The organism is Ornithinibacillus liuyingii (genome assembly GCF_055550225.1).
Genome location: NZ_JBPWOS010000005.1, coordinates 1 through 19,818, shown reverse-complemented (window position 1 = coordinate 19,818; position 19,818 = coordinate 1). Strand labels below are relative to the sequence as shown.

At 36.1% G+C, this 19,818-nt stretch carries 19 protein-coding genes, 1 rRNA gene and 1 pseudogene; 5 read left to right on the top strand and 16 right to left on the bottom strand.

Annotated elements, in window-relative coordinates; translation table 11 throughout:
- Position 1: 1 nt before the first annotated feature.
- Complete coding sequence (locus ACSKT4_RS07795; RefSeq protein ID WP_186871317.1) at positions 2-805, bottom strand: DUF1444 domain-containing protein; 804 nt, start codon at positions 803-805, stop codon at positions 2-4.
- Between the two features lie 254 nt (positions 806-1,059).
- Positions 1,060-1,572 carry a hypothetical protein gene (locus ACSKT4_RS07790; RefSeq protein WP_186871316.1) on the bottom strand — a complete coding sequence of 171 codons (513 nt, stop codon included), beginning with the start codon at positions 1,570-1,572 and terminating at the stop codon, positions 1,060-1,062.
- A 158-nt stretch (positions 1,573-1,730) separates the two neighbouring features.
- Between ACSKT4_RS07790 and ACSKT4_RS07785 the strand changes: the two genes are divergently transcribed.
- Positions 1,731-2,171 (top strand): YtoQ family protein, encoded by a 441-nt coding sequence (locus ACSKT4_RS07785; protein WP_186871315.1) that lies wholly within the window; start codon positions 1,731-1,733, stop codon positions 2,169-2,171.
- Positions 2,172-2,185: 14 nt separating this feature from the next.
- On the opposite strand, the gene ACSKT4_RS07780 is transcribed toward ACSKT4_RS07785, so the two are convergent.
- From ACSKT4_RS07780 to ACSKT4_RS07760, 5 genes are all read right to left on the bottom strand, one after another.
- Positions 2,186-2,692, bottom strand: coding sequence for a DUF84 family protein (locus tag ACSKT4_RS07780; protein ID WP_186871314.1), 507 nt, complete (start codon positions 2,690-2,692; stop codon positions 2,186-2,188).
- A 452-nt stretch (positions 2,693-3,144) separates the two neighbouring features.
- Positions 3,145-4,284 carry a mannitol-1-phosphate 5-dehydrogenase gene (locus tag ACSKT4_RS07775; RefSeq protein WP_186871353.1) on the bottom strand — a complete coding sequence of 380 codons (1,140 nt, stop codon included), beginning with the start codon at positions 4,282-4,284 and terminating at the stop codon, positions 3,145-3,147.
- Positions 4,285-4,289: 5 nt separating this feature from the next.
- Entirely contained in the window at positions 4,290-6,371 is a 2,082-nt protein-coding gene (locus tag ACSKT4_RS07770; RefSeq protein WP_186871313.1) for a BglG family transcription antiterminator, read from the bottom strand.
- A gap of 94 nt (positions 6,372-6,465) precedes the next feature.
- Entirely contained in the window at positions 6,466-8,376 is a 1,911-nt protein-coding gene (locus tag ACSKT4_RS07765) for a PTS mannitol transporter subunit IICBA (protein ID WP_186871312.1), read from the bottom strand.
- A gap of 306 nt (positions 8,377-8,682) precedes the next feature.
- On the bottom strand, positions 8,683-9,747 hold the full coding sequence (locus tag ACSKT4_RS07760) for a M42 family metallopeptidase (protein ID WP_186871311.1): 1,065 nt from the start codon (positions 9,745-9,747) through the stop codon (positions 8,683-8,685).
- Positions 9,748-9,902: 155 nt separating this feature from the next.
- On the opposite strand from ACSKT4_RS07760, the gene ACSKT4_RS07755 reads away from it, so the two are divergent.
- The gene (locus ACSKT4_RS07755; protein WP_186871310.1) at positions 9,903-10,217 is read left to right on the top strand and encodes a PepSY domain-containing protein; all 315 of its coding nucleotides are present in this window, start codon (positions 9,903-9,905) and stop codon (positions 10,215-10,217) included.
- Between the two features lie 80 nt (positions 10,218-10,297).
- Here ACSKT4_RS07755 and ACSKT4_RS07750 read toward each other — a convergent pair whose 3' ends face one another.
- Positions 10,298-11,149, bottom strand: a complete 852-nt coding sequence (locus tag ACSKT4_RS07750) for a YtnP family quorum-quenching lactonase (protein ID WP_186871309.1) — start codon at positions 11,147-11,149, stop codon at positions 10,298-10,300.
- Positions 11,150-11,326: 177 nt separating this feature from the next.
- Positions 11,327-11,971, bottom strand: coding sequence for a tRNA (guanosine(46)-N7)-methyltransferase TrmB (gene trmB / locus ACSKT4_RS07745; protein ID WP_186871308.1), 645 nt, complete (start codon positions 11,969-11,971; stop codon positions 11,327-11,329).
- Between the two features lie 75 nt (positions 11,972-12,046).
- Between trmB and ACSKT4_RS07740 the strand changes: the two genes are divergently transcribed.
- Positions 12,047-12,334, top strand: a complete 288-nt coding sequence (locus tag ACSKT4_RS07740; RefSeq protein WP_186871307.1) for a YtzH-like family protein — start codon at positions 12,047-12,049, stop codon at positions 12,332-12,334.
- Here ACSKT4_RS07740 and ACSKT4_RS07735 read toward each other — a convergent pair.
- The 6 genes and pseudogenes from ACSKT4_RS07735 to ACSKT4_RS07710 form a co-directional block, all read right to left on the bottom strand.
- A complete protein-coding gene (locus ACSKT4_RS07735) occupies positions 12,326-13,132 on the bottom strand; it encodes a phosphotransferase family protein (protein WP_186871306.1) in 807 nt (268 codons plus the stop codon). The two genes, ACSKT4_RS07740 and ACSKT4_RS07735, sit on opposite strands and share 9 nt — an antisense overlap.
- A 241-nt stretch (positions 13,133-13,373) precedes the next feature.
- Positions 13,374-13,511, bottom strand: a pseudogene (locus ACSKT4_RS07730) (diacylglycerol/lipid kinase family protein); the annotation flags it as partial.
- Between the two features lie 112 nt (positions 13,512-13,623).
- Entirely contained in the window at positions 13,624-14,547 is a 924-nt protein-coding gene (locus ACSKT4_RS07725; protein WP_186871305.1) for an NERD domain-containing protein, read from the bottom strand.
- Positions 14,548-14,551: 4 nt separating this feature from the next.
- A complete protein-coding gene (gene thpR, locus ACSKT4_RS07720) occupies positions 14,552-15,115 on the bottom strand; it encodes an RNA 2',3'-cyclic phosphodiesterase (protein WP_186871304.1) in 564 nt (187 codons plus the stop codon).
- Positions 15,116-15,124: 9 nt separating this feature from the next.
- On the bottom strand, positions 15,125-15,838 hold the full coding sequence (locus ACSKT4_RS07715) for a pseudouridine synthase (protein ID WP_186871303.1): 714 nt from the start codon (positions 15,836-15,838) through the stop codon (positions 15,125-15,127).
- 15 nt (positions 15,839-15,853) lie between these two features.
- Positions 15,854-17,476 carry a putative polysaccharide biosynthesis protein gene (locus ACSKT4_RS07710; RefSeq protein ID WP_465823136.1) on the bottom strand — a complete coding sequence of 541 codons (1,623 nt, stop codon included), beginning with the start codon at positions 17,474-17,476 and terminating at the stop codon, positions 15,854-15,856.
- A 268-nt stretch (positions 17,477-17,744) separates the two neighbouring features.
- Here ACSKT4_RS07710 and ACSKT4_RS07705 point away from each other — a divergent pair, with 268 nt between their 5' ends.
- Both ACSKT4_RS07705 and ACSKT4_RS07700 read left to right on the top strand, forming a co-directional pair.
- Positions 17,745-19,013 carry a BaiN/RdsA family NAD(P)/FAD-dependent oxidoreductase gene (locus ACSKT4_RS07705; RefSeq protein WP_186871301.1) on the top strand — a complete coding sequence of 423 codons (1,269 nt, stop codon included), beginning with the start codon at positions 17,745-17,747 and terminating at the stop codon, positions 19,011-19,013.
- Between the two features lie 83 nt (positions 19,014-19,096).
- Positions 19,097-19,285, top strand: coding sequence for a hypothetical protein (locus ACSKT4_RS07700; protein WP_186871300.1), 189 nt, complete (start codon positions 19,097-19,099; stop codon positions 19,283-19,285).
- A gap of 254 nt (positions 19,286-19,539) precedes the next feature.
- Here the strand turns inward: ACSKT4_RS07700 and rrf are convergent.
- Positions 19,540-19,655: ribosomal RNA gene (rrf, locus tag ACSKT4_RS07695) — 5S ribosomal RNA — on the bottom strand.
- Positions 19,656-19,818: the final 163 nt, after the last annotated feature.

The following is a 19,818-nucleotide window of genomic DNA, read 5'->3' as shown; positions in this document are numbered from 1 at the left end:
TTTATTTTTCTGGTCTATTTTTAGCTAAAATAAATATCGGTGTTAACTTCTTATCCTCGTAAATAAATGGTAAGGAGGTAATGGGAATTCTACCTTCTGTAAAAAATTTCATCGTCATCTGTGCAAGTATATCATACCCAGTCTTGTTTTGAATGTCAGCTATAATCAAAACATCTTGGTGTGGTACCGCAACAGCTAATTCCCCTTTACTTTTTCTCTTCATCTCTTCTAATAACGATTCATTTAGAATTCTACTAGCATCATATCCATCTTGCTGTGCAAAGAAATAAAAATCGTTCCCTGCTACCGTATCTACTTTATACGTAGTATCTAACGACCTTAAATTAAAAGTAGCAATCTCATCAATTCGCTTTTCTGTCCAGCCATCCTGTTCTAGCATGGCTTGGTCAACTAATCGATAGGACTTCCCTAAATCAATCGCATAAAAGATTCTTGTTTCCGCTGTATGATCTTTATATAAAAGTTCACTACCCGACTTAGAACTAGTTGGAAATGAAGTGGAGCGAACAACAGGAAAAATTTGTTTTTCCATCCCATTAAGGGTATAAGACTGATTCATTATCTTCAAGGATTCTGATATATGTTCGACAAGCTCATCTATTGCTTGTTCACCACGCTCATTATACTTACCAATTATATTGGGGAGTTTAATCGTTACACCTTGATTGGAACTCTTCCACTCAACACGTAAAGTATCCTGTTCTCTATTGTATTTTATACTAAAATTAGAATCTGACAGCCTTTCCTCTAGAATTTTTTTCATTTTAAGACTGGTCATTTTCATAAAAAAGCCTCCTATAACTTATCGGCATAATGGCTTACTTTTGCCTTTACTTTCTTATGATAGCTATGTTTGGGTTTCTGTTCAACTATTTCACCTAAAGAACAAAAAAACTGAAACATAGTAGATAATTGAAACGCATAAAATCCAATCGATTATAGTTTGTAACGATAGGCTTTAGAACACAAGCCTGAAGCTAATGTTAATTAATCGTATGGATTTTTTAGTTTAACATCTAGTATATCTCAGCCTTTTATCTATTCAACAATAGATAGCGCTATTTTCATAAGGTTTTCCGAATCCGTGATTGCTTTATTTTTACTTGTAAATGTTGTTAATTTTACTCCTCCAACACCTATCTGTAATTCATATCCCATATTTTCATCTTCAGGAAGAAGGCGAATATAGCCGAATTTATCGTTCCCTGAAAAGGATTCTAATAATGCTACATCTTCTATTTTTGCAGCTTCATAATTCAGCTGGCTTTTGTTATCTTCTAATGTATTATAAAAGACGAGTAATGGTTGGTCCCCATCATGTACGATAGCATTAAACATATCTACTTCTTCTACATTCATATTAGCTGGTAAGTAGAAAGAGAAATATTCTCCTTCATAATTATCCTCGGGAATATCTTCACTGTAGAAAACTTCTTCTGCTTTTTCTCCGGCTTGTGCAATAATTGACTCTTCTGATTGAAAACTAAATACAGTTATGGCAATGACGAATACGGATAATATAATACATACGATATATGTCATCTTCGGCATGTTTCCGTTTCCTCCTACTATAGACCTGCTAACACTCTACCCCTTATCTTACTATTAATTCAAGATATTTCAAGTAGAAGCGTTAGTCGTATCACTTTTATTTCTAGTTATAATCCGATAGTATTAACTTAACATAAATAAATTATGGAGGTAAAAAGATGGAACTTATCGTATATTTAGCAGGGCAAATTCATGATAATTGGCGAGAAGAGATTGTCAGCAAAGCGAGAGAAGTGAAACTACCTTTAAAGTTTGTAGGTCCACAAACAAACCATGATCGTTCGGATGATATTGGAGAGGATATTTTAGGAAAACAGCCTAACAACCTGTATAGAGATGATGCCGCCTCCAGTATTAATAATTTTAGAACGCAAGTCTTACTGCAAAAAGCAGATATCGTTATTGCCTTATTTGGAGAAAAATATAAACAATGGAATACGGCAATGGACGTAAGTGCGGCAATTACAATGAATAAGCCTACTATTATTATTCGCCCAGAAGTTCTAATTCATCCGTTAAAAGAGCTTTCCAACAAAGCCAATGTAACCGTAGAAACGATAGAACAAGCTATAGAAGTTCTAGCATATATCTATGAATAAATAGGGGCAGTCCCCTATTTATTCTGCCAATACTCCCACTGACCTTTAAGTAAGGTAACGACTTGGGCAAACATTTCCTGGCGGGTTAATTGATTATTAGTAAATATACCAATAGCACCTTCTTTTTTAGATACTCCAGTTTTATTTGCATATTGATCCATAATTACCCCAAGCTCTATCCCTTGCTTTAGCGGTTTTTCCATTTCTTTTGGTAATAGGACCCTTGCACCACTAGCTGTATATATAGTCCCTGTTGGCGTAACTAGCGCACCCCAATTACATAGATAAAGCCGGTCACCGACATACATTACGCCACCTTCTAATCCAATGCCAGCACTGTTATTTTCTACTTTTGCACACTGTTTTGCACGGTTGACCGCGCCTTCTAGTGTTTCCTCATCGGAAAATGGTTGACTAGATACTTGAGAAGGAACCTCTATACCAATTACTTCATTGTCTGGAAATATACTTGATACAGCATTTACTTTTGTTGGATTTTTCGAACCGACAATAAATTTCATGTCAAAATCTCCTTTTACTATCCTTCCTTTTCCTAAAATAATATTTTACCATACCATGTAACCATTTATATAAAAAGAGCCTGGGACAAAAAAATAATCATTAATGAAAAACCGAATGATGAGCAACCGACCTCGCTCCGGAAATATACTTGCGGTTGCTTCCAGTACAGGGGCGACATCTGCTCGAAAGAACCTCACAGTGTCTTCTTTACACTTTATCACAGTATAAGTGCGACATCTGCTCGAAAGAACCTCACAGTGTCTTCTTTACCGCCGGGCGGCTGGTGAGCCTCCTCGTGCTACTTCTTTAGGGGTCTCAACCTTGCCCTTTCCTCCCGCAGGAGTCTACGTATATTTCCGGAGCTAGTATCGTGTATCATTCGGTTTTACATTTAATTCTATTCGTTATGTCCCAGCCTCTACCCTATCTTACTATTATTCCGAGTATAGTATTATTTTAGTGCATCATATTGTTTCATAATTTCTTGGGTAATTTCACTTTCCTCTGGTAAGTTACTAACTTCTGATAACACTTTAGCAATTCCACTTTCTTTAATCATCGTTTGAAGTTTGACTGCTTCTTCGTCCTCTTGATAATCAAATAATAGCGCAGCAGCGATTGCTTTAGCTAAATTTGTATACGGTAATCCGGCCTTTTGTGCTTCTGTTGCTGGACGAACTAGGCGATCTTCCGGCCCTAACTTACGAATAGGGGCACGTCCTACTCTAGTCACACCATCATTTAAATGCGAGTTCTTAAATCGATCGATAATCTTTTGGATATACTTACCGTGTTCCTCTTTGTCTAAACCATACTGTTTAACTAAGTAATCACCGGTCTCTTTTAAGGTTGCTTCTACTTGATTAACGATTGCTTCATCGGCTAATGTTTTATCAATCGTTGATTTTCCATTTAAGTAACCGAGATAAGCTATCACAGCATGTCCTGTATTAACCGTAAATAGTTTCCTTTCAATAAATGGAGCTAGCTCTTTAACCGTCGTCATGCCTTCTACGTGTGGAATAACAGCTTCTGTTTCTACAACCCACTCATAATATGGCTCCACTAGTACATCAAGTGACGTATTATTCTTTTGAATTGGAACAATACGGTCAACAGCAGAATTAAAGAAAAATACTTTACCAGCTAACCTTTCTTTCGTATCTTCATCAAGATTATCAAAGATATGTTCTTTCAAAATATTTGTAGCACCAATTTGATTCTCACATGCAATGACATATAGTGGCTCATCTGTTTGGTATACTCTTTCCAAGATTCCACGTGCAATTAACGGTGCAATTCTCGGTAAGATATTTGGACCGATTGCAGTCGTTAAATAGGTCGCATTCGTGATAACTTCGATGACTTCTTGCTCCTGTGTCATATTGTTCAGTCCTGAGACATGGTTTATTGTAGTTGTTTCTTGTTGATCTGTTGCAAGAATTACTTGATAGCTCTTTTGTTCATTTAATTGATTAATAATTTGATCTGCAATATCTACGAAGGTTACATGATATCCCGAATTGGAAAATAAGGCTCCAATAAATCCTCTACCAATATTACCTGCACCAAAATGAACTGCTTGTTTCATTTCTATCATTCCTTTATCCATTTATTTTGTAGGTAGGTTGAAAATAAATCCTCTAATTTACCTCTTATCATTTCTTCATTAGAGGAAGAATAGATCATCAAAGCTGTATCCGTTTCAATTAAACTTGTGCTGATTAGACTTAGTATTTCTTGTTCTTTTAAGCTAAGTTTGTCAGGAGATAGCATTAACAATAAGTGCTTCAAAGTAACTTCTTTTCCATCCATCCCCTTAATTACACAAGGAGAGTCTAAATGACATATTTGAAAGATAAGCTCTTGTATACTGTCATCCCGACAATGGAATAGCCCCATATTCGTATGCGGAATTCCAAGACCTCCCATTTTTTCTCTGTCTAAAAGCTTCTGAAACACGACATCAGCATCTGTAATTAAGGATTCTTGTTCCAACTCTATTACCATTTCTTTCAGTACGCATGTATAGTCTGGAATACTCTTTCGATATATACGCAAATTGTTAAGAATTGCTTCTATACCAGTTTGAACGTCTTTCATTTCCTGTAAAACATCTAATAGGCTTGATGATTCCTGTCTCATCTCTTTATCCCTAATTTTCACATACTCTTTTTTTCCTGTTAGTTGTTGAAGATTACTCTGTAAATAGCTGCGAATCATTTGTATGTCTTCATCACTTAATAATGGGGAGACAAGGATATAATGAACCTCATCAAATGGTAACCGAACAGTGGAAATAATAATGTCAAATTCGTCTACATTTGATTGTTGCATTTCTTTAATTGTTTTAACTTCAATGGTATTAATCTCCTGGAATTCCTTCTTAATACGACTAGCCAACATTTTAGATGTACCAATCCCTGTAGGACAGACAACCACACCATGTATAGTAGGCTTCTCTTCATTCATCAATAAGGCAGAACCGAAGTGAAGAACGATAAAAGCAACTTCATCATCGGGAAAGCTAATATCCGGAATTTCCTTCTCCAGACTGTTTCGAACTGCCATAAACAATACAGGATATTTCTTCTTTATTTGGGCTGTTAACGGATTGAACAAGCCTGTTTGATGTTTTAAGCGAAATATGGAAGGTTCCATGTGGGCAAATAACCCCTGAAACAATGAAAAATCCCGTGTTAAATCCACATGTAATTGGCTAGATACATCTTGTATGATATTTTTAATAATTTGTCCGAGCATAATGCGGTCATAAGCAATTGTATCTGAATCTTGCAGCTTAGAACCTTTCAGTATCACTGCTAGATATTGTACATCTCTCTTGGTTAATGGGATGGATAATTTAGATTTTAGCTCATCACATAGCTGATCCATGAGTTGAAAAGCATTTGTTGTTTCTTCTTCCTCTATTTCTCCTATTGGTTCATCTAGTAAAAAATTACTCTCTACTCGCTTAAGGGTAATCGCAATGTGAACGACAAGCCCTAAATAATCATTATCAGCTAACCGCATCTTACCTTTCTCAAACATACGATTCACTAGCTCATCAATAATCATCAAATAGTCAGGAGGAAAATAACCAAGAACAGAATCTTCTAATTCCATATCCTTCATCAGAATATATAAGCTTTCTAATAATTCTTCATGAAAATGAAACAATAGATAGGTTGCTAAAGCACGCCGTTTATTTGCTTCATTTCCTGTAATACTAACGCCAACGCCTCTTTTTCTCGACAAGTCTATCGTAAATTTATCTAGCCAGTTGGTTAAATCGTCTAGGTAGGATGCAAGAGTTGTCACACTCACCCCTAGCTGATGTGCTAACACCTTAATTTTAAAAAACGATCCTTCATGTAATAAAATAATTAACAGCTGCAGCTTTTTTTCCTCAGGTGTTTCATCTGTTGGATGTACATAATAAAGCTGCTGCATTAATTTAAAAATATGTTCGTTCTTTCCTTCTATCATTAATCCATCATTGGTTGTCCGCTTTAATAGTAATTCAAAAGATTTCAAGATGTTTTCTACAGCCTTTAAATCGCGCTGTATCGTTCTTACACTTACATGGAGATAGCTAGCAAGTGATTGTGGTGTGTGCTTACCTGACGTCTTCATTACTAAATCAATGATCGATTTTTCTCTTGACGTAATAAACATTCTACCCACTCGTTTCTAATTAATTGAGATGTATCTGAACGAAAATAACGAATAGAAAGACAGTTATTCACCATCTTTCTACTCATTTTCTACTTTATTTACTATTAATAATTGTTAACAATTCTTTGGCTGTTTTGGCTTGTACCATTTGTTCAACATTTTTCTCATCGGAGCAAACAATAGCAATACCAGAAAGAATATCTAAATGTGTACCATCCTTACCAGCTATTCCAAAGATTAGCTTTGCTTTTTGACCATCAAAGTCAACCCCATTTGGAACTTGAAGCACGGTAAATCCTGAACGCAATACAGCTTTTTTCGCCTCTTCAGTACCATGTGGAATGGCAACATTATTTCCCATATACGTTGACGTTAGCTTTTCACGATCAATCATCGCATCCACATAGCTTTCTTCAACGTAACCAGCTTTCACTAGTACTTCACCGGCGAAACGAATTGCCTCTTCCTTCGTAGCAAATTCTTGATTTAGGAAAATATTTTCCTCTCGTAATAAATCATCATTATCTTGATTATGATCTACATCTGTTACCTCTGCTACGGTTTCTTCGACTAATTCTGTTTGCTCTTTTGTGACACCATTTTGTAATTGGTCAATCAACTTATCATATTCTGGACTTGATAAGAAGTTATCTACCGAAATATGATAGGCTTCTGGCAGTTTACTTTTAGCTCGTGGTGTTAACTCATTTTGTGTAATAACGATTTGTGCGTCATTGGTTAAATTACTAATAGCTGAATTGGTAACTGTAACATCTAGATTTGCTTCTTTTACTTTTTTACGTAGCAAGGAAGCCCCCATTGCACTTGATCCCATACCAGCATCACAAGCGAAAACAATTTTAGTTACCTTTTCAGGAAGAGTTCCTGAATTAGATTGCAATGCTCCTGCAACAGAGCTTTTCTTCCCTTTCATTTCTTGCATTTTATTCGTTGCCTCTTCAATATTATCCTCATCTTGTTTACTTGATTTTAACACAAATGAAGAAATAATAAACGAAACGGCTGTTGCTACGAATACTGCTGCAAAGTTGGCAAAATAAACACTTGCATTCCCTGGTGTAACAGCTGCTATAGCAAAGATACTACCTGGAGAAGCAGGAGCAGCTAGACCTCCGCCTAATATTACTAGTGTAAAAATACCGCTCATACCACCTAGAATAACGGAAATTAACAGCATAGGTTTCATCAATACATATGGGAAGTATATTTCATGAATACCCCCAAAGAAATGAATGATTCCAGCCCCTGATGCTGATTGCTTTGCAGTACCTTTCCCAAACAGCATAAAGGCTAATAACACACCAAGACCTGGTCCTGGGTTTGCTTCTAATAGGAAAAGAATGGATTGTCCTACAGATCTCGCTTGTTCTAAACCAATTGGAGAAAGGATTCCATGATTGATTGCATTATTCAAGAATAGAATCTTTGCAGGTTCGATGAAGATACTAGTTAATGGTAACAGACCTACACCTATTAACCAATCTACTCCCCCAACAAGTAATTGTGTGAATCCGTTTACAGCTGGACCGATACCTAAAAATGAAAGAATTGCAAGTAATCCACCAAGAATTCCAGCTGAAAAGTTATTGATTAGCATTTCAAATCCTGATTTGATTTTGCCTTCGATTGCCTGGTCAAACTTTTTAATTACGAAACCACCAAGTGGTCCCATAATCATAGCTCCTAAAAACATCGGTGTATCTGGTGCCCCCACAATAACTCCCATTGTTGCAATTGCACCTACGACACCACCTCGTTGATCATGAATCAATTTACCACCTGTATAACCAATTAATAATGGTAGTAAGTAAAAGACCATTGGATCGACTAGTTTGGCAAGGCTTTCATTTGGAAAGAAGCCATCTGCTATAAATAATGCAGTAATTAGTCCCCATGCAATAAATGCACCTATGTTTGGCAATACCATAGAGCTTAGGAAGTTACCGAATTGTTGAACCTTTACTTTAATGGTTGACTTTGCCATTATATCTCTCCCTTTCATTATTATATGTGTCTAACTTCTACTTAAAATCATATGCTACAATTATCTTCACTTCAAGATACTTGAAAACTAACTTTGTCGCGGTATGGATGACATGGCTGTTTTTTCTCGAATGATGGCATAGATATGCGTACTTATGCGCCTAGCTTTATCAAGAAGAAATGCATTTATTCATGGCTTTATATAAGCTACAATACTATTAAATATGTAAATATAAACATGTAATATCCTTTTTAATCATAAAAAAACCAGCTACTCATTAGGACGAGTAGCTGGTTTGCTATTTCATTATTGTTTACGAATAGTATCGACCGTATTTTGATCTGTAGATTTTACCAGTTTCACTAACAGTTCTTTTGCAGCAGCGTAATCATCCACATGAATAATAGATGCTGCTGTATGGATATAGCGTGAGCAAATACCGACAACTGCAGATGGTACGCCATTACCTGAAAGATGTACACTCCCTGCATCAGTTCCACCTTGGGAGATGAAATATTGATATGGAATATTATTAGATTCAGCCGTATCTAAAATGAATTCCCGCATTCCCCGATGCGTAATCATCGAACGATCAAAGATACGTAATAAAGCCCCTTTACCTAATTTACCAAATTCACTTTCACTTCCTGTCATATCATTGGCAGGCGATGCATCCAGTGCGTAGAAGATGTCGGGATTAATCATATTTGCTGCAACTTTCGCGCCTCTTAATCCTACTTCTTCTTGTACGGTTGCTCCAGAGTACAATTCGTTAGGGAGCGTTTCACCTTGTAATTCTTTTAATAGTTCAATAGAAAGTCCACAACCATAACGATTATCCCATGCTTTAGCTAAAATCTTCTTTTCATTCGCCATCGGTGTAAATGGGCAAATTGGCACGATGGTTTGTCCTGGTTTAATTCCGATTTTTTCTGCGTCCTCTTTATCATCAGCACCTATGTCTATTAACATATTTTTAATATCCATAGGTTTATTACGTTGTTCTGGTGTTAAATTATGTGGAGGGATTGAACTAATAACACCTATTATTGGCCCATTCTCTGTCATAATTTGTACACGCTGAGCAAGTAATACTTGACTCCACCAGCCACCTAAAGTTTGGAAGCGAATAAGTCCAGCTTTCGTAATTTGTGTTACCATAAAGCCAACTTCGTCCATATGTCCTGCAACCATTACACGAGGGCCGCTTCCTTTTTTAACTCCAAATACACCACCGAGGTTATCTTGAATTACTTCATCTGCATATTTTTCAAGCTCACTTTTCATGAAGGCACGAACTGGATGTTCGTTACCAGGTGCACCTTGTAATTCTGTTAAAGTTTTAAATAATTGTAACGTTTCTTGATTCATCTATGTAACCCTCCATTCCTTATCACTACTTCTTAAGTATACCGAAAGGACTAAATTGTTTCCACAATTCAATAATATTTTCTATTTTGTTCTAATTACGGTATACTAAAAACTAGACTGACATGTGAAAAAAGTTTAAAGCATGAGGTGAGATAATGAGTTGGAAAAAAACTGTAGTAGCAGCTGGTGTAGCCTTTGCTGCTGGATACTTAGCAAAGCAGCAAATCGATCAATATCAAAAGATAACACCTGAAAAGGCATTGAAATACGCCAAAGAAACATTCAAAAAGCAAGGACCCATTAGTGGTTCTTGGATTTATATGAAACCTGAGCCTATTGAAAAAAATGGCCTACAGTACAATGCATATCGTGGTGGTGTTACACGTAGTATTGATGGACAGAATAAACAATACGAATTTTATGCAGATGCAGACACTGGTGCCGTCATTGACGTCGTAGAATCGGTTTAATGTACATTAAAAAGTAGCCTTACAGCTTTGTTAGGCTACTTTTTTAATACCTAATAGATCGAGGGATTTCTTGATTTTAGTTAATACTCGTATCGCTCTCTTTCCACGACATCTGTTTGTTCACCTTGTAGGTTAAATTTAATAGCGCGGTAAAATGCATCGTGATAAAACGTAAACCATGCCTGCTTTTGATAACCATATTCCATCCATTTTTCTTTTTGATGGACGGAAGTTACTGGATAATCATCATAGGCCATCGCCCACAGCTTGTTCTGATGCGCATTCGTTGCCATTAAATCTGCCATATGAATAAACGTTTCCTCTTTATCTTCGAATACGATAATGGAATGACCATCACTATGACCACCCGTATGAATCATTTTTAAGCCAGGGACAATTTCAATTTTTTCTTGAAAAGGCTCTACCTGATCGACAATGGACTCCCAGTTCATTTCCCAATATGTATTCACGGAGCGAATATTAGGGTTTCTCATCTCATCCCATTCCACTTGTGAAGTAAAAATCTTTGCATTTCGGAATACAGATTCATATGTTTCATCTACTTTTTTTGTTAATCCACAAGCATGATCAAAATGTAAATGCGTCATCAATACTTTATCAATATCACTAGTGGTTAAATTAAGTTTAGCTAACGATTTCTCAAGCATCGACTCCTCAAGCACACCGAAGTTTCGCTTTTGTTTTTCTGTTAATTTATCAATCCCCATACCTGTATCAATTAACATATTCTGACCATCAATTTGCAGTAAAATCGGATCGGTTCTTAGTTCTATCTGATTTTTATCATTCACTGGATACTTTCTGGACCATAAGGCCTTTGGTACAACACCAAACATTGCACCACCATCTAAGTGATTCACTCCTCCACTTAACCAAGTTAAGGTGGCACGGCCTACTTGCAATTTCTCCATCCAATCTCCCCCTTCATCCTTCCTAATAATAGTGTATAGGAAGGTGCATAATCTTGCAAACGCTATCAAACGAGACTTAATTACTGTTTCTTCTAGACTCTTCCAATAGCTTTTCTTTCATTCTGTACCATTTCCCTAATTTATCTATCGTCCAACAAATAAAAAAAAGAGGAGTTGCTACTCCTCTTGAAAAACTGCCTTACACCGGTAAATTGGCTGTCCTTTTGCAGAAAATTTTTCTTCATACTCCGTCATGACATTTTCTGGATCATGATCCTTATGCAAATCAAGACTGATCTCCTTTAATAGCATACCATATTCGGAGAAGCTAACTAACGAATATTCGAAGAGACCACGGTTATCTGTTTTAAAGATTAATTCTCCATTATAAGCCAATGTTGCTTCATATCGCTTTAGAAATGTATGGAAAGTGAGCCTTCTCTTGGCATGACGATTTTTCGGCCATGGGTCGGAGAAATTCAAGTATATGGTTGAAACTTCATTTTCCATAAAAATGTCGGTAAGATTCTCTGCATTTTCTTGAATTAACAGGATATTGGATTGCCCTGATTCTTGAACCTTCTCTGCAGCAGTTACGATAACACTTTTGGAAAGCTCTATACCGATAAAGTTAATATTAGGGTATTGTTTGGCCATCCCTACAATAAATTGGCCTTTTCCTGTACCAACTTCGACGTGAATTGGATTGTCATTTCCAAAAAGTTCCTTCCATTTATTTTTATATTCACTTGGATTTGGGATTACTAAATGGGTATTTTCACGCAAAAAATCATCGGCCCAAGGTTTATTACGCTGACGCAATATAGGACACCTCTTTCTACTACTTTTACATATTTTTAATAAATTATCGAATACTATTCCATGAGGTGAAGTCACATGTCATTGACAGTAAATCATCAACTAGAATTATTATTAGACATTTTAGACGAGCAACAAACTGAATGTTGTGCTCAAGTATCTGAATATCAACAAATAAAAAGGTTAGTAAAATCCATGATGGCAAATAATTCCATATCTAACGAACAACTCTTACAGCTTTTACCGGAAATCTACAATTACGGTAGACAAGGAGAAAGTGTTCAAAATCAAGAGGAGCATATTATGAGCAATAAGGATAATATTACTAATTGGATTTCCGCCATTGAACAAAATAATTTACAATAATCTCATTTGTAAATTAAGTTCTTTTAACTCTATCAGACGCTCTTCATACTTATCCATTTCATTTCGCTCATAATGAAAGGCTAAGAAAGAGAGCGCGTCAACAATTAAGTACCAATACATTCTAATTAAAAACGGCTTATCTAATTCCATTCCATACTGCTGGAGCCATTCTCTCCAGTTCTCTTTTGGAATATAGGAATTCAGAACCTTTCCATAATCTAAAATCGGATCGGCAATCATTGCATTATCCCAGTCTATTAAATATAACTGACCGTCATCCGTTAACAGTATATTATGATGGTTCATATCTCCATGACAAACCGTTTGATTATGTTGTCTAGCAATAGGTAAATAGTTATTTAAATAGGCTAAACCATCTTTAATTTCTACTGTGGCGTTCTCGATTCGATTAGCATTTAAACGTTTTTCAATTGATTGTATATAATCATCGGCTGTAATAGGCTTTTTTCCTAGGCGTAGCAACATATGCAATAATTCAGTGGAATGGTGAATTTTATGAAGTAGATCAGCTACTCGTTGATATTGCATTTCGGCTGGTCTAAGTTCCCTTCCCTCTAACCATTTTTGAGCAGTTACCACATCACCATTGTTTAATCGTTTTGTCCATACTAGCTTAGGAACAATCCCTTCAGCTGATAATACTGCTAAAAATGGGGATGAATTTCGTTTAAGAAAAAGTTGCTTCGAATCTTTTTTGGCAAAATAAGCCTCCCCAGTTAGTCCACCAGCAGGCGTAATTTCCCATTCTTCACCAAAAACCTTCTTAAACCATTCCATCATACATTCCCCATATCAAAAAATAATCAACAAAAATTACAGACATGTTAATAGATTATCGAATTCTATCATTATTTTCAAGTTGTCTATCCAATTTATTAGGAAAAATTAGTCCCCATTATTTGGATAGCTTGTTTATCTTTAACAATTTTACACGAACTATATACTTCTGTTTGCCCATCAACTTGAAAACAAATTGCCTTTTGCGTTTTTATTAAGAATTAACTCACATGATATAAATCTACTTCTTTAAACGAATATGCTTCCCAATAAAAACAGTTAAAAACAATCCTAACACTTTCCATTTAGAAATACCATGAATAACTAACACCGGCAGGACATTCGGTTGAATTTTTGCATTAGGGATGATTTTCATCCCTCCACCATAATACTAATGATTAGCAACCGTCACCATCCAACAATCCTCGATTATTTCTCTCTTCCCATCTAATTCCCATTCGGGAGCATGCTTCCATGAAGATATACATATATTAACCCTCTTCTTCCATCATTCCGCCGTCAAATTCTTCTTCGTCCACCCATTCTGGACGCTTTACATAAGATGATTGGCAATGTTTTAACAAAGCCTCTGCTGCCTTTAATTGAACACTTTTTAATGGCGAGTTGAGTGATCTTTTTTCCTGAAACCATTGATCATATTCATGTTTTCCTATAATTCTAGTATGATATGGTTCTTTTAAAAAATTGATGATATTTGTCCGAGAGAGGACGACCTTATGTATAGGAAATGAAATATCATATTTATCTAATATCCCTTTTACAATCTTCTCCGTCCGCTTTAGTGCAAAGATCGGACTTAACTGCTTCATACTTTTAACACCATTCTCCAAGACCCAGCTTCTATCATCCGATGCGGTAATCATTGTATTCTGATTTGGTTCCAATACATAAATAATTTCAATACCTAATGGACTGATAAGTATAATCTCCCCTTCAACTGGCGCCTTCCGTATCTCGAAAACAGGATAATACATTACTAAATAGGTATCAGGAAACCGTTTTAAAAAGTAGTGAAGTAATTCGTCTTTATAATATTTTGGTGCAACAAAAGAAACGTTTGATATAGTTGATGTAGCCCATTTAAACTGAAATGGAATAAGTTGATTCAAGAAATAATGTTTTAGCTCTTCTTCCGTATTTGGAAGAATAACGTCATGCTTTGTATCTTCCACTACTTCATCTTGTACTTTTTTTCTTTGGAACAAATTCCATTTCGATGGTTTTTTTTGCTCTTCTTCTATGTCAGACAAAGTCGACAAGAGCTCGGGATTGTTCCATAAATTTAGAAGCTTCTTCCAATTATCTTGCTTATATCGAATAAATTGACTCGGATAACGATATATATCCCATTCATATCGTGTAATGTAATTTTGTAATTTAATTAACTGAGCCAATCGATTACCCCCTCTTTAACCGATAACGTTCCACAATCTGATATTTTGGTGATTTAGAAGGATAAATTTGATACAAAACAAACTCATCTACATTCATTTGGAAGTAATCAGCTGCAAATTGTTCCTTCGCCTCATCTAAAGCTCTTGCATGATATGATTCTAACCATTTCTTCGCAAGTGTGATATGCGGTCTGTAAGGTCTATTTTCGCTTGGAAATCCAATTTCTGTTACAACTGATTCAATTTTTAAAAATAACCCTTCAAGATTTGTATTTTTTTTTACACCAGCCCAAACTACACGCGGGTTGTCATGCTTTCCAAAGGTTCCAATCCCACCTACAGTTAATGTAAATGCAGTATGAATAATAGTCGCTAAATTATTTCGCAACTGTTTTAGCTGCTGCTCCTCAACAGCACCTAGAAACTTCAATGTAATGTGTAAGTCTTCTTGATGTGGCCATACTTTATACGATATATTTTGTTTCAACGATTCTTGCCAAGTGAAGAATTTCTCTTTTAATTCAGTTGAAACCGGTATAGCGATAAAATAATGTGGAATTTGTCCCATTTATATCCCTCACTTAATAAATTGACAATAAGAAAGTTCTTCTTCAGTCAACTCACGATATTCCCCTAATCTTAAAGAAGAATCCAGCTTTAGCTCCCCCATACTTAGTCGCTTCAAATAGACAACTTTTTTTCCGACAGCTTCGAACATCCGCTTCACCTGATGAAACTTCCCCTCCGTAATGACTATTTCAATTTCTGAAATATCACCAGAAGCAATGATGGTTAACTTTGCTGGTTTTGTCTTATAGCCATCATCTAATGTAACTCCATTTGAAAACAGCTCAACCTCTTTATCGGTTACCATCCCCGATATTTTAGCATAATATGTTTTTCCCACATCTTTTTTTGGTGAAAGTAATTGATGAGCTAATTGGCCATCATTGGTTAGTAATAATAACCCTTCTGTATCTTTATCTAATCGACCAACAGGAAAGGGGTTAAAATGTTGTAACTCTGGTGTTAGTATATCAACTACTGTCTTATCACGATGATCCTCTGTCGCTGAGACCACCCCAGGAGGCTTATTCATCATAAGATAAACAAATGGTTTATAGATGACAACCTGATCATCCACTTTGACTATGTCTTTCTCCGTATCAACCTTTAGACCACTATCCTTGACAACTAGTTCATTTAACGTAACCCGTTTCTTCTTCACTAATGCTTTCACATCTTTACGGGAACCGTAACCCATATTGGCAAGTAATTTATCTATTCTCATATCAGCACCTCAAAACTACCTGAAAATCTTACTTAAAATACGTACTCTCTCTCCAAATACCCGCTCTAATAATGTAGACTTGTATGCAAACCATAGGTATACATAGCCACCAATTGAAACGCCAAGGAAAAGCATAAGCATTAATCCCAGTCTCGTTTCTTCATATGGGAATATTGCTCCCATAATTAATTTAACCAATAAAATCACAATCCACATGATGACAACAAAAATCCCCGTAAGAATGGTGCGTTTAAAGATTGGTTTAAATTGGAATCCTACTGTACTTCTAATACGGATGAGATTCAACACTACTGCAATAGTTAACCCAATCGCAGTAGCAAAAATAGATCCTTTTGCACCAAACATATGAATGAACTGTATATTAAAAAGCACTTTAAATAAAAATCCGGCACATAAATTAAAGACAGCATGATTTTGCTGATTAATCCCTTGTAAAATTGACGCTGTTACAGTCAATAAAGCAAATAAGATGCCAACAGGCGCATACCAACCGAGTAATGGTCCAGTTAAGCTTAACGTTTCCAATCCACCAAATAAGGTACCATACGCTTCTGATGAGAGCATGGTTAATCCAAATGATGCAGGAATAACCAATACCAGTATAATTTGAAGTGCCTGGTTAATTTGATTATTTAATAGAGGCTTTTCTCCTTGGGTGAAGGAGGATGTGACAACTGGCATAACAGCTAAAGATAATCCTGTTGCTATCGTAACTGGTATAATGACTAGCTTATGACTTAACGAATAAATCGACCCAAATAACGCCTCAGAAATTTCACCCTGTCCGATTGCTACCATTGTTCGGTTAAACGTAACCGTATCAACTATTTGAAACAGTGGAATAGCTAGAGAAACAATAACAAAAGGTCCTGCATAACGTAATAATTCTCGCATTAACTCTTTTTTTGGTATATCATGTACCGATTTTTGTTCCGCGAGTTTCTTATCGATAAAAGGTTTACGTTTTTTCCAATAGATTAACAAGACGCCATAAGAGAAAATGGCACCTATGAATGCAGCAAATGTTGCATAGCCTACTGCGGTGGTAGTCGTTCCGTTAAATATATAGATAATAAGAAATGCTGCTACCAATAAAAACACGATTCTTGCAATTTGCTCTATAACTTGGGAAACAGCTGTTGGTCCCATCGATTGATTTCCTTGAAAAAAGCCCCGCATAATACTCATAGAAGGAGTAATAATTAAAGCAAAGCTAACCATACGAATGACCATCGTAACATCTTCTACAGTATTATGTAATTCATCGTCTGAAATGATTAGATTTGCAATTAACTCCGCACTAAAGAAGAGACCCAGAAATGTAATAATACCTGTAATTGCCATTAGCGACATACCGGTTTTAAACATTCGCATTCCAGTATAATAATCCCCTAAGGAGTTATATTTCGATATGAACTTCGAAACTGCTAACGGAATACCGACCGTAGCTATAGTGATTAAAATACTATACGGGAGGTAAGCATATGAATAAAGAGCCACACCTTCTGGCCCTACCATTGCATTAAAGGGTATTACATATATCATTCCTAAAAACTTCGATAAAAAAGACGCCCCCGTTAACAGGAAAGCACCCCTTACGATTGTTGATTTTGACATTTTTTCACCTGCATCTACAATTTAAAATATCACAATAAGCCTATTTTAACATACTACCGTTCCGATAGATAACCTTAACTTACAATTATATACATTTCGTTAACCATTATATTATTAATATAGGTAGAAAAGCACTTAAACCTTGCTCCATAAGAAAAAAATCGGTTTTAACGATAACAAAGCTGCAAAACATGACTTTATTTCACCTAAAAATTGAGTACATCAAGTGTAAAATGTTAAAATTAACACTTGAAAGGAATGAGTACGCTTGAATTATGACGTAATAGTAATTGGTGGTGGCCCATCAGGATTAATGGCTTCTATCGCTGCAGCTGAACACGGTGCTAGAACCATGCTAATTGAAAAAGGTAATAAATTAGGAAAAAAACTCGCTATATCTGGTGGTGGTCGATGTAATGTTACTAACCGACTTCCTCAAGACGAAGTTATTAAGCATATCCCGGGAAATGGTCGGTTTTTATATAGTGCCTTTTCAGTCTTTAATAATTACGACATTATCGACTTCTTCGAAGGACTTGGTGTTGCATTAAAGGAAGAAGATCATGGACGTATGTTCCCGGTATCTAACTCTGCAAAAGATGTCGTCCAAGCATTAATAAACAAAATGGAACAGCTTGGTGTAGAAGTAAAATTAAATACACCTGTGAATGCTATACACTATGGAGAAAGTGCACATACCGTCATTCTTGAAAATGGCGATAAAATCGAAACAGGTGCGATAGTCATTGCAGCTGGTGGAAAAGCCGTTCCTCATACAGGGTCAACAGGAGACGGTTATGCATGGGCAAAAAAGGCAGGTCATACGATAACAGAATTATATCCAACAGAAGTCGCCTTAACTTCTAGTGAAGAATTTATTAAACAAAAGAAATTACAAGGCCTTTCTCTAAGAAGTATTACCCTTTCTGTTTTAAACGATAAAAATAAACCGATCATCACACATAGAATGGATATGATTTTTACTCATTTCGGTGTATCGGGACCAGCAGTTTTACGATGCTCTCAATTTGTTGTCAAAGAGCTTATGAAAGGGAAGAAATTAGTAACCATGCATTTAGATGTATTACCAGACAAGCATGAGGAAGAACTGTACCAGGAACTTCTTGTAACAATTGCTGAAAATCCTAAAAAAGCAATAAAAAATATATTAAAGGGAATCGTTCCAGAAAGATTTCTAAACTTTATCCTCGAAAAGAATAACGTTAAAGAGGATCAGAAGGCAGCAAATATTGGAAAGGAAACACTTCGTTCCATTGTACAAGGTTTTAAACATTTCACCTATACAGTAAACGGGTCTCTACCACTTGAAAAAGCATTCGTGACAGGTGGAGGTGTTTCGATTAAGGAAATCGTCCCTAACACAATGCAATCGAAAATGATGGACCGATTATATTTCTGTGGTGAGATTTTAGATATTCATGGTTACACTGGTGGATATAATATTACATCTGCTTTAGTCACCGGTAGGCTTGCTGGAATGAATGCTGCATTCGAAACATCTACACCTGGTAGTTGATTCCTCTTATTTTTTTACTCAATTGGGGGATTCTAATCATGTATTGGGGACAAAAACTTTAGCACAGAAAGGGTTGGTTCCGAGTGCAAACAAAAGGAAAATGGTTACCAATACTCGCTTCCGTTGGAGTTGGAGCAGCAACGTATTATACGATGACTAAAAACAACCAAAATTTCGGCCAAGCCATTTCAAAAATGCTGCCATTCGTGGCAGGCATGAGTGGAAATGGTGGAGGAAACACTCAGAAGCTTGGACCTTTCGGCATGGCATAACCAATTTTAGTAAGCACGCCTTCAAGATGGGCGTGCTTTTTACATATACTTTGAGGGCTTAAATTGAATACTCCTCCAGCACTGCTTTAAGCGGTTCTGTTGATTCTTCAAGAAAAAGTTCTGTTCCAGTTCGCAAAAAGAGATGGATTATTCAACTTACATTCTATCTCCACTATATTTGGTTATACTAAAACACCTCGAAAGATAGAGTAAAATCTAACTTTCGAGGTGTAATACCTTTCTTTACTTATCTTGCCTGGCAACGTCCTACTCTCACAAGGGCAATGCCCCAATTACCATCGGCGCTGAGAAGCTTAACTTCTGTGTTCGGTATGGAAACAGGTGTGACCTTCTCGCCATCATTACCAGACAATATCTTAAAATCAAGACAGGTTTTATTATATTCATTTCTTAAAAGAAATGCAAGGTTTTTTTGTAAATTATACCCTGAAAACTAAATAAGAGTAAACAAACGATATCAAATAAGTTAGTTAAGTCCTCGATCTATTAGTATCCGTCAGCTCCACGTGTCA

Coding starts and splice junctions, on each gene's coding strand:
- ACSKT4_RS07755 (WP_186871310.1), top strand. CDS start 9,903: ATGAGTTGGAAAAAAACTGTAGTAGCAGCTGGTGTAGCCTTTGCTGCT.
- ACSKT4_RS07740 (WP_186871307.1), top strand. CDS start 12,047: ATGTCATTGACAGTAAATCATCAACTAGAATTATTATTAGACATTTTA.
- ACSKT4_RS07765 (WP_186871312.1), bottom strand. CDS start 8,376: ATGGCAAAGTCAACCATTAAAGTAAAGGTTCAACAATTCGGTAACTTC.
- ACSKT4_RS07750 (WP_186871309.1), bottom strand. CDS start 11,149: ATGGAGAAATTGCAAGTAGGCCGTGCCACCTTAACTTGGTTAAGTGGA.
- ACSKT4_RS07785 (WP_186871315.1), top strand. CDS start 1,731: ATGGAACTTATCGTATATTTAGCAGGGCAAATTCATGATAATTGGCGA.
- ACSKT4_RS07735 (WP_186871306.1), bottom strand. CDS start 13,132: ATGGAATGGTTTAAGAAGGTTTTTGGTGAAGAATGGGAAATTACGCCT.
- ACSKT4_RS07795 (WP_186871317.1), bottom strand. CDS start 805: ATGAAAATGACCAGTCTTAAAATGAAAAAAATTCTAGAGGAAAGGCTG.
- ACSKT4_RS07790 (WP_186871316.1), bottom strand. CDS start 1,572: ATGCCGAAGATGACATATATCGTATGTATTATATTATCCGTATTCGTC.
- ACSKT4_RS07760 (WP_186871311.1), bottom strand. CDS start 9,747: ATGAATCAAGAAACGTTACAATTATTTAAAACTTTAACAGAATTACAA.
- ACSKT4_RS07770 (WP_186871313.1), bottom strand. CDS start 6,371: ATGTTTATTACGTCAAGAGAAAAATCGATCATTGATTTAGTAATGAAG.
- ACSKT4_RS07775 (WP_186871353.1), bottom strand. CDS start 4,284: ATGAAACAAGCAGTTCATTTTGGTGCAGGTAATATTGGTAGAGGATTT.
- ACSKT4_RS07715 (WP_186871303.1), bottom strand. CDS start 15,838: ATGAGAATAGATAAATTACTTGCCAATATGGGTTACGGTTCCCGTAAA.
- ACSKT4_RS07780 (WP_186871314.1), bottom strand. CDS start 2,692: ATGAAATTTATTGTCGGTTCGAAAAATCCAACAAAAGTAAATGCTGTA.
- thpR (WP_186871304.1), bottom strand. CDS start 15,115: ATGGGACAAATTCCACATTATTTTATCGCTATACCGGTTTCAACTGAA.
- ACSKT4_RS07710 (WP_465823136.1), bottom strand. CDS start 17,476: ATGTCAAAATCAACAATCGTAAGGGGTGCTTTCCTGTTAACGGGGGCG.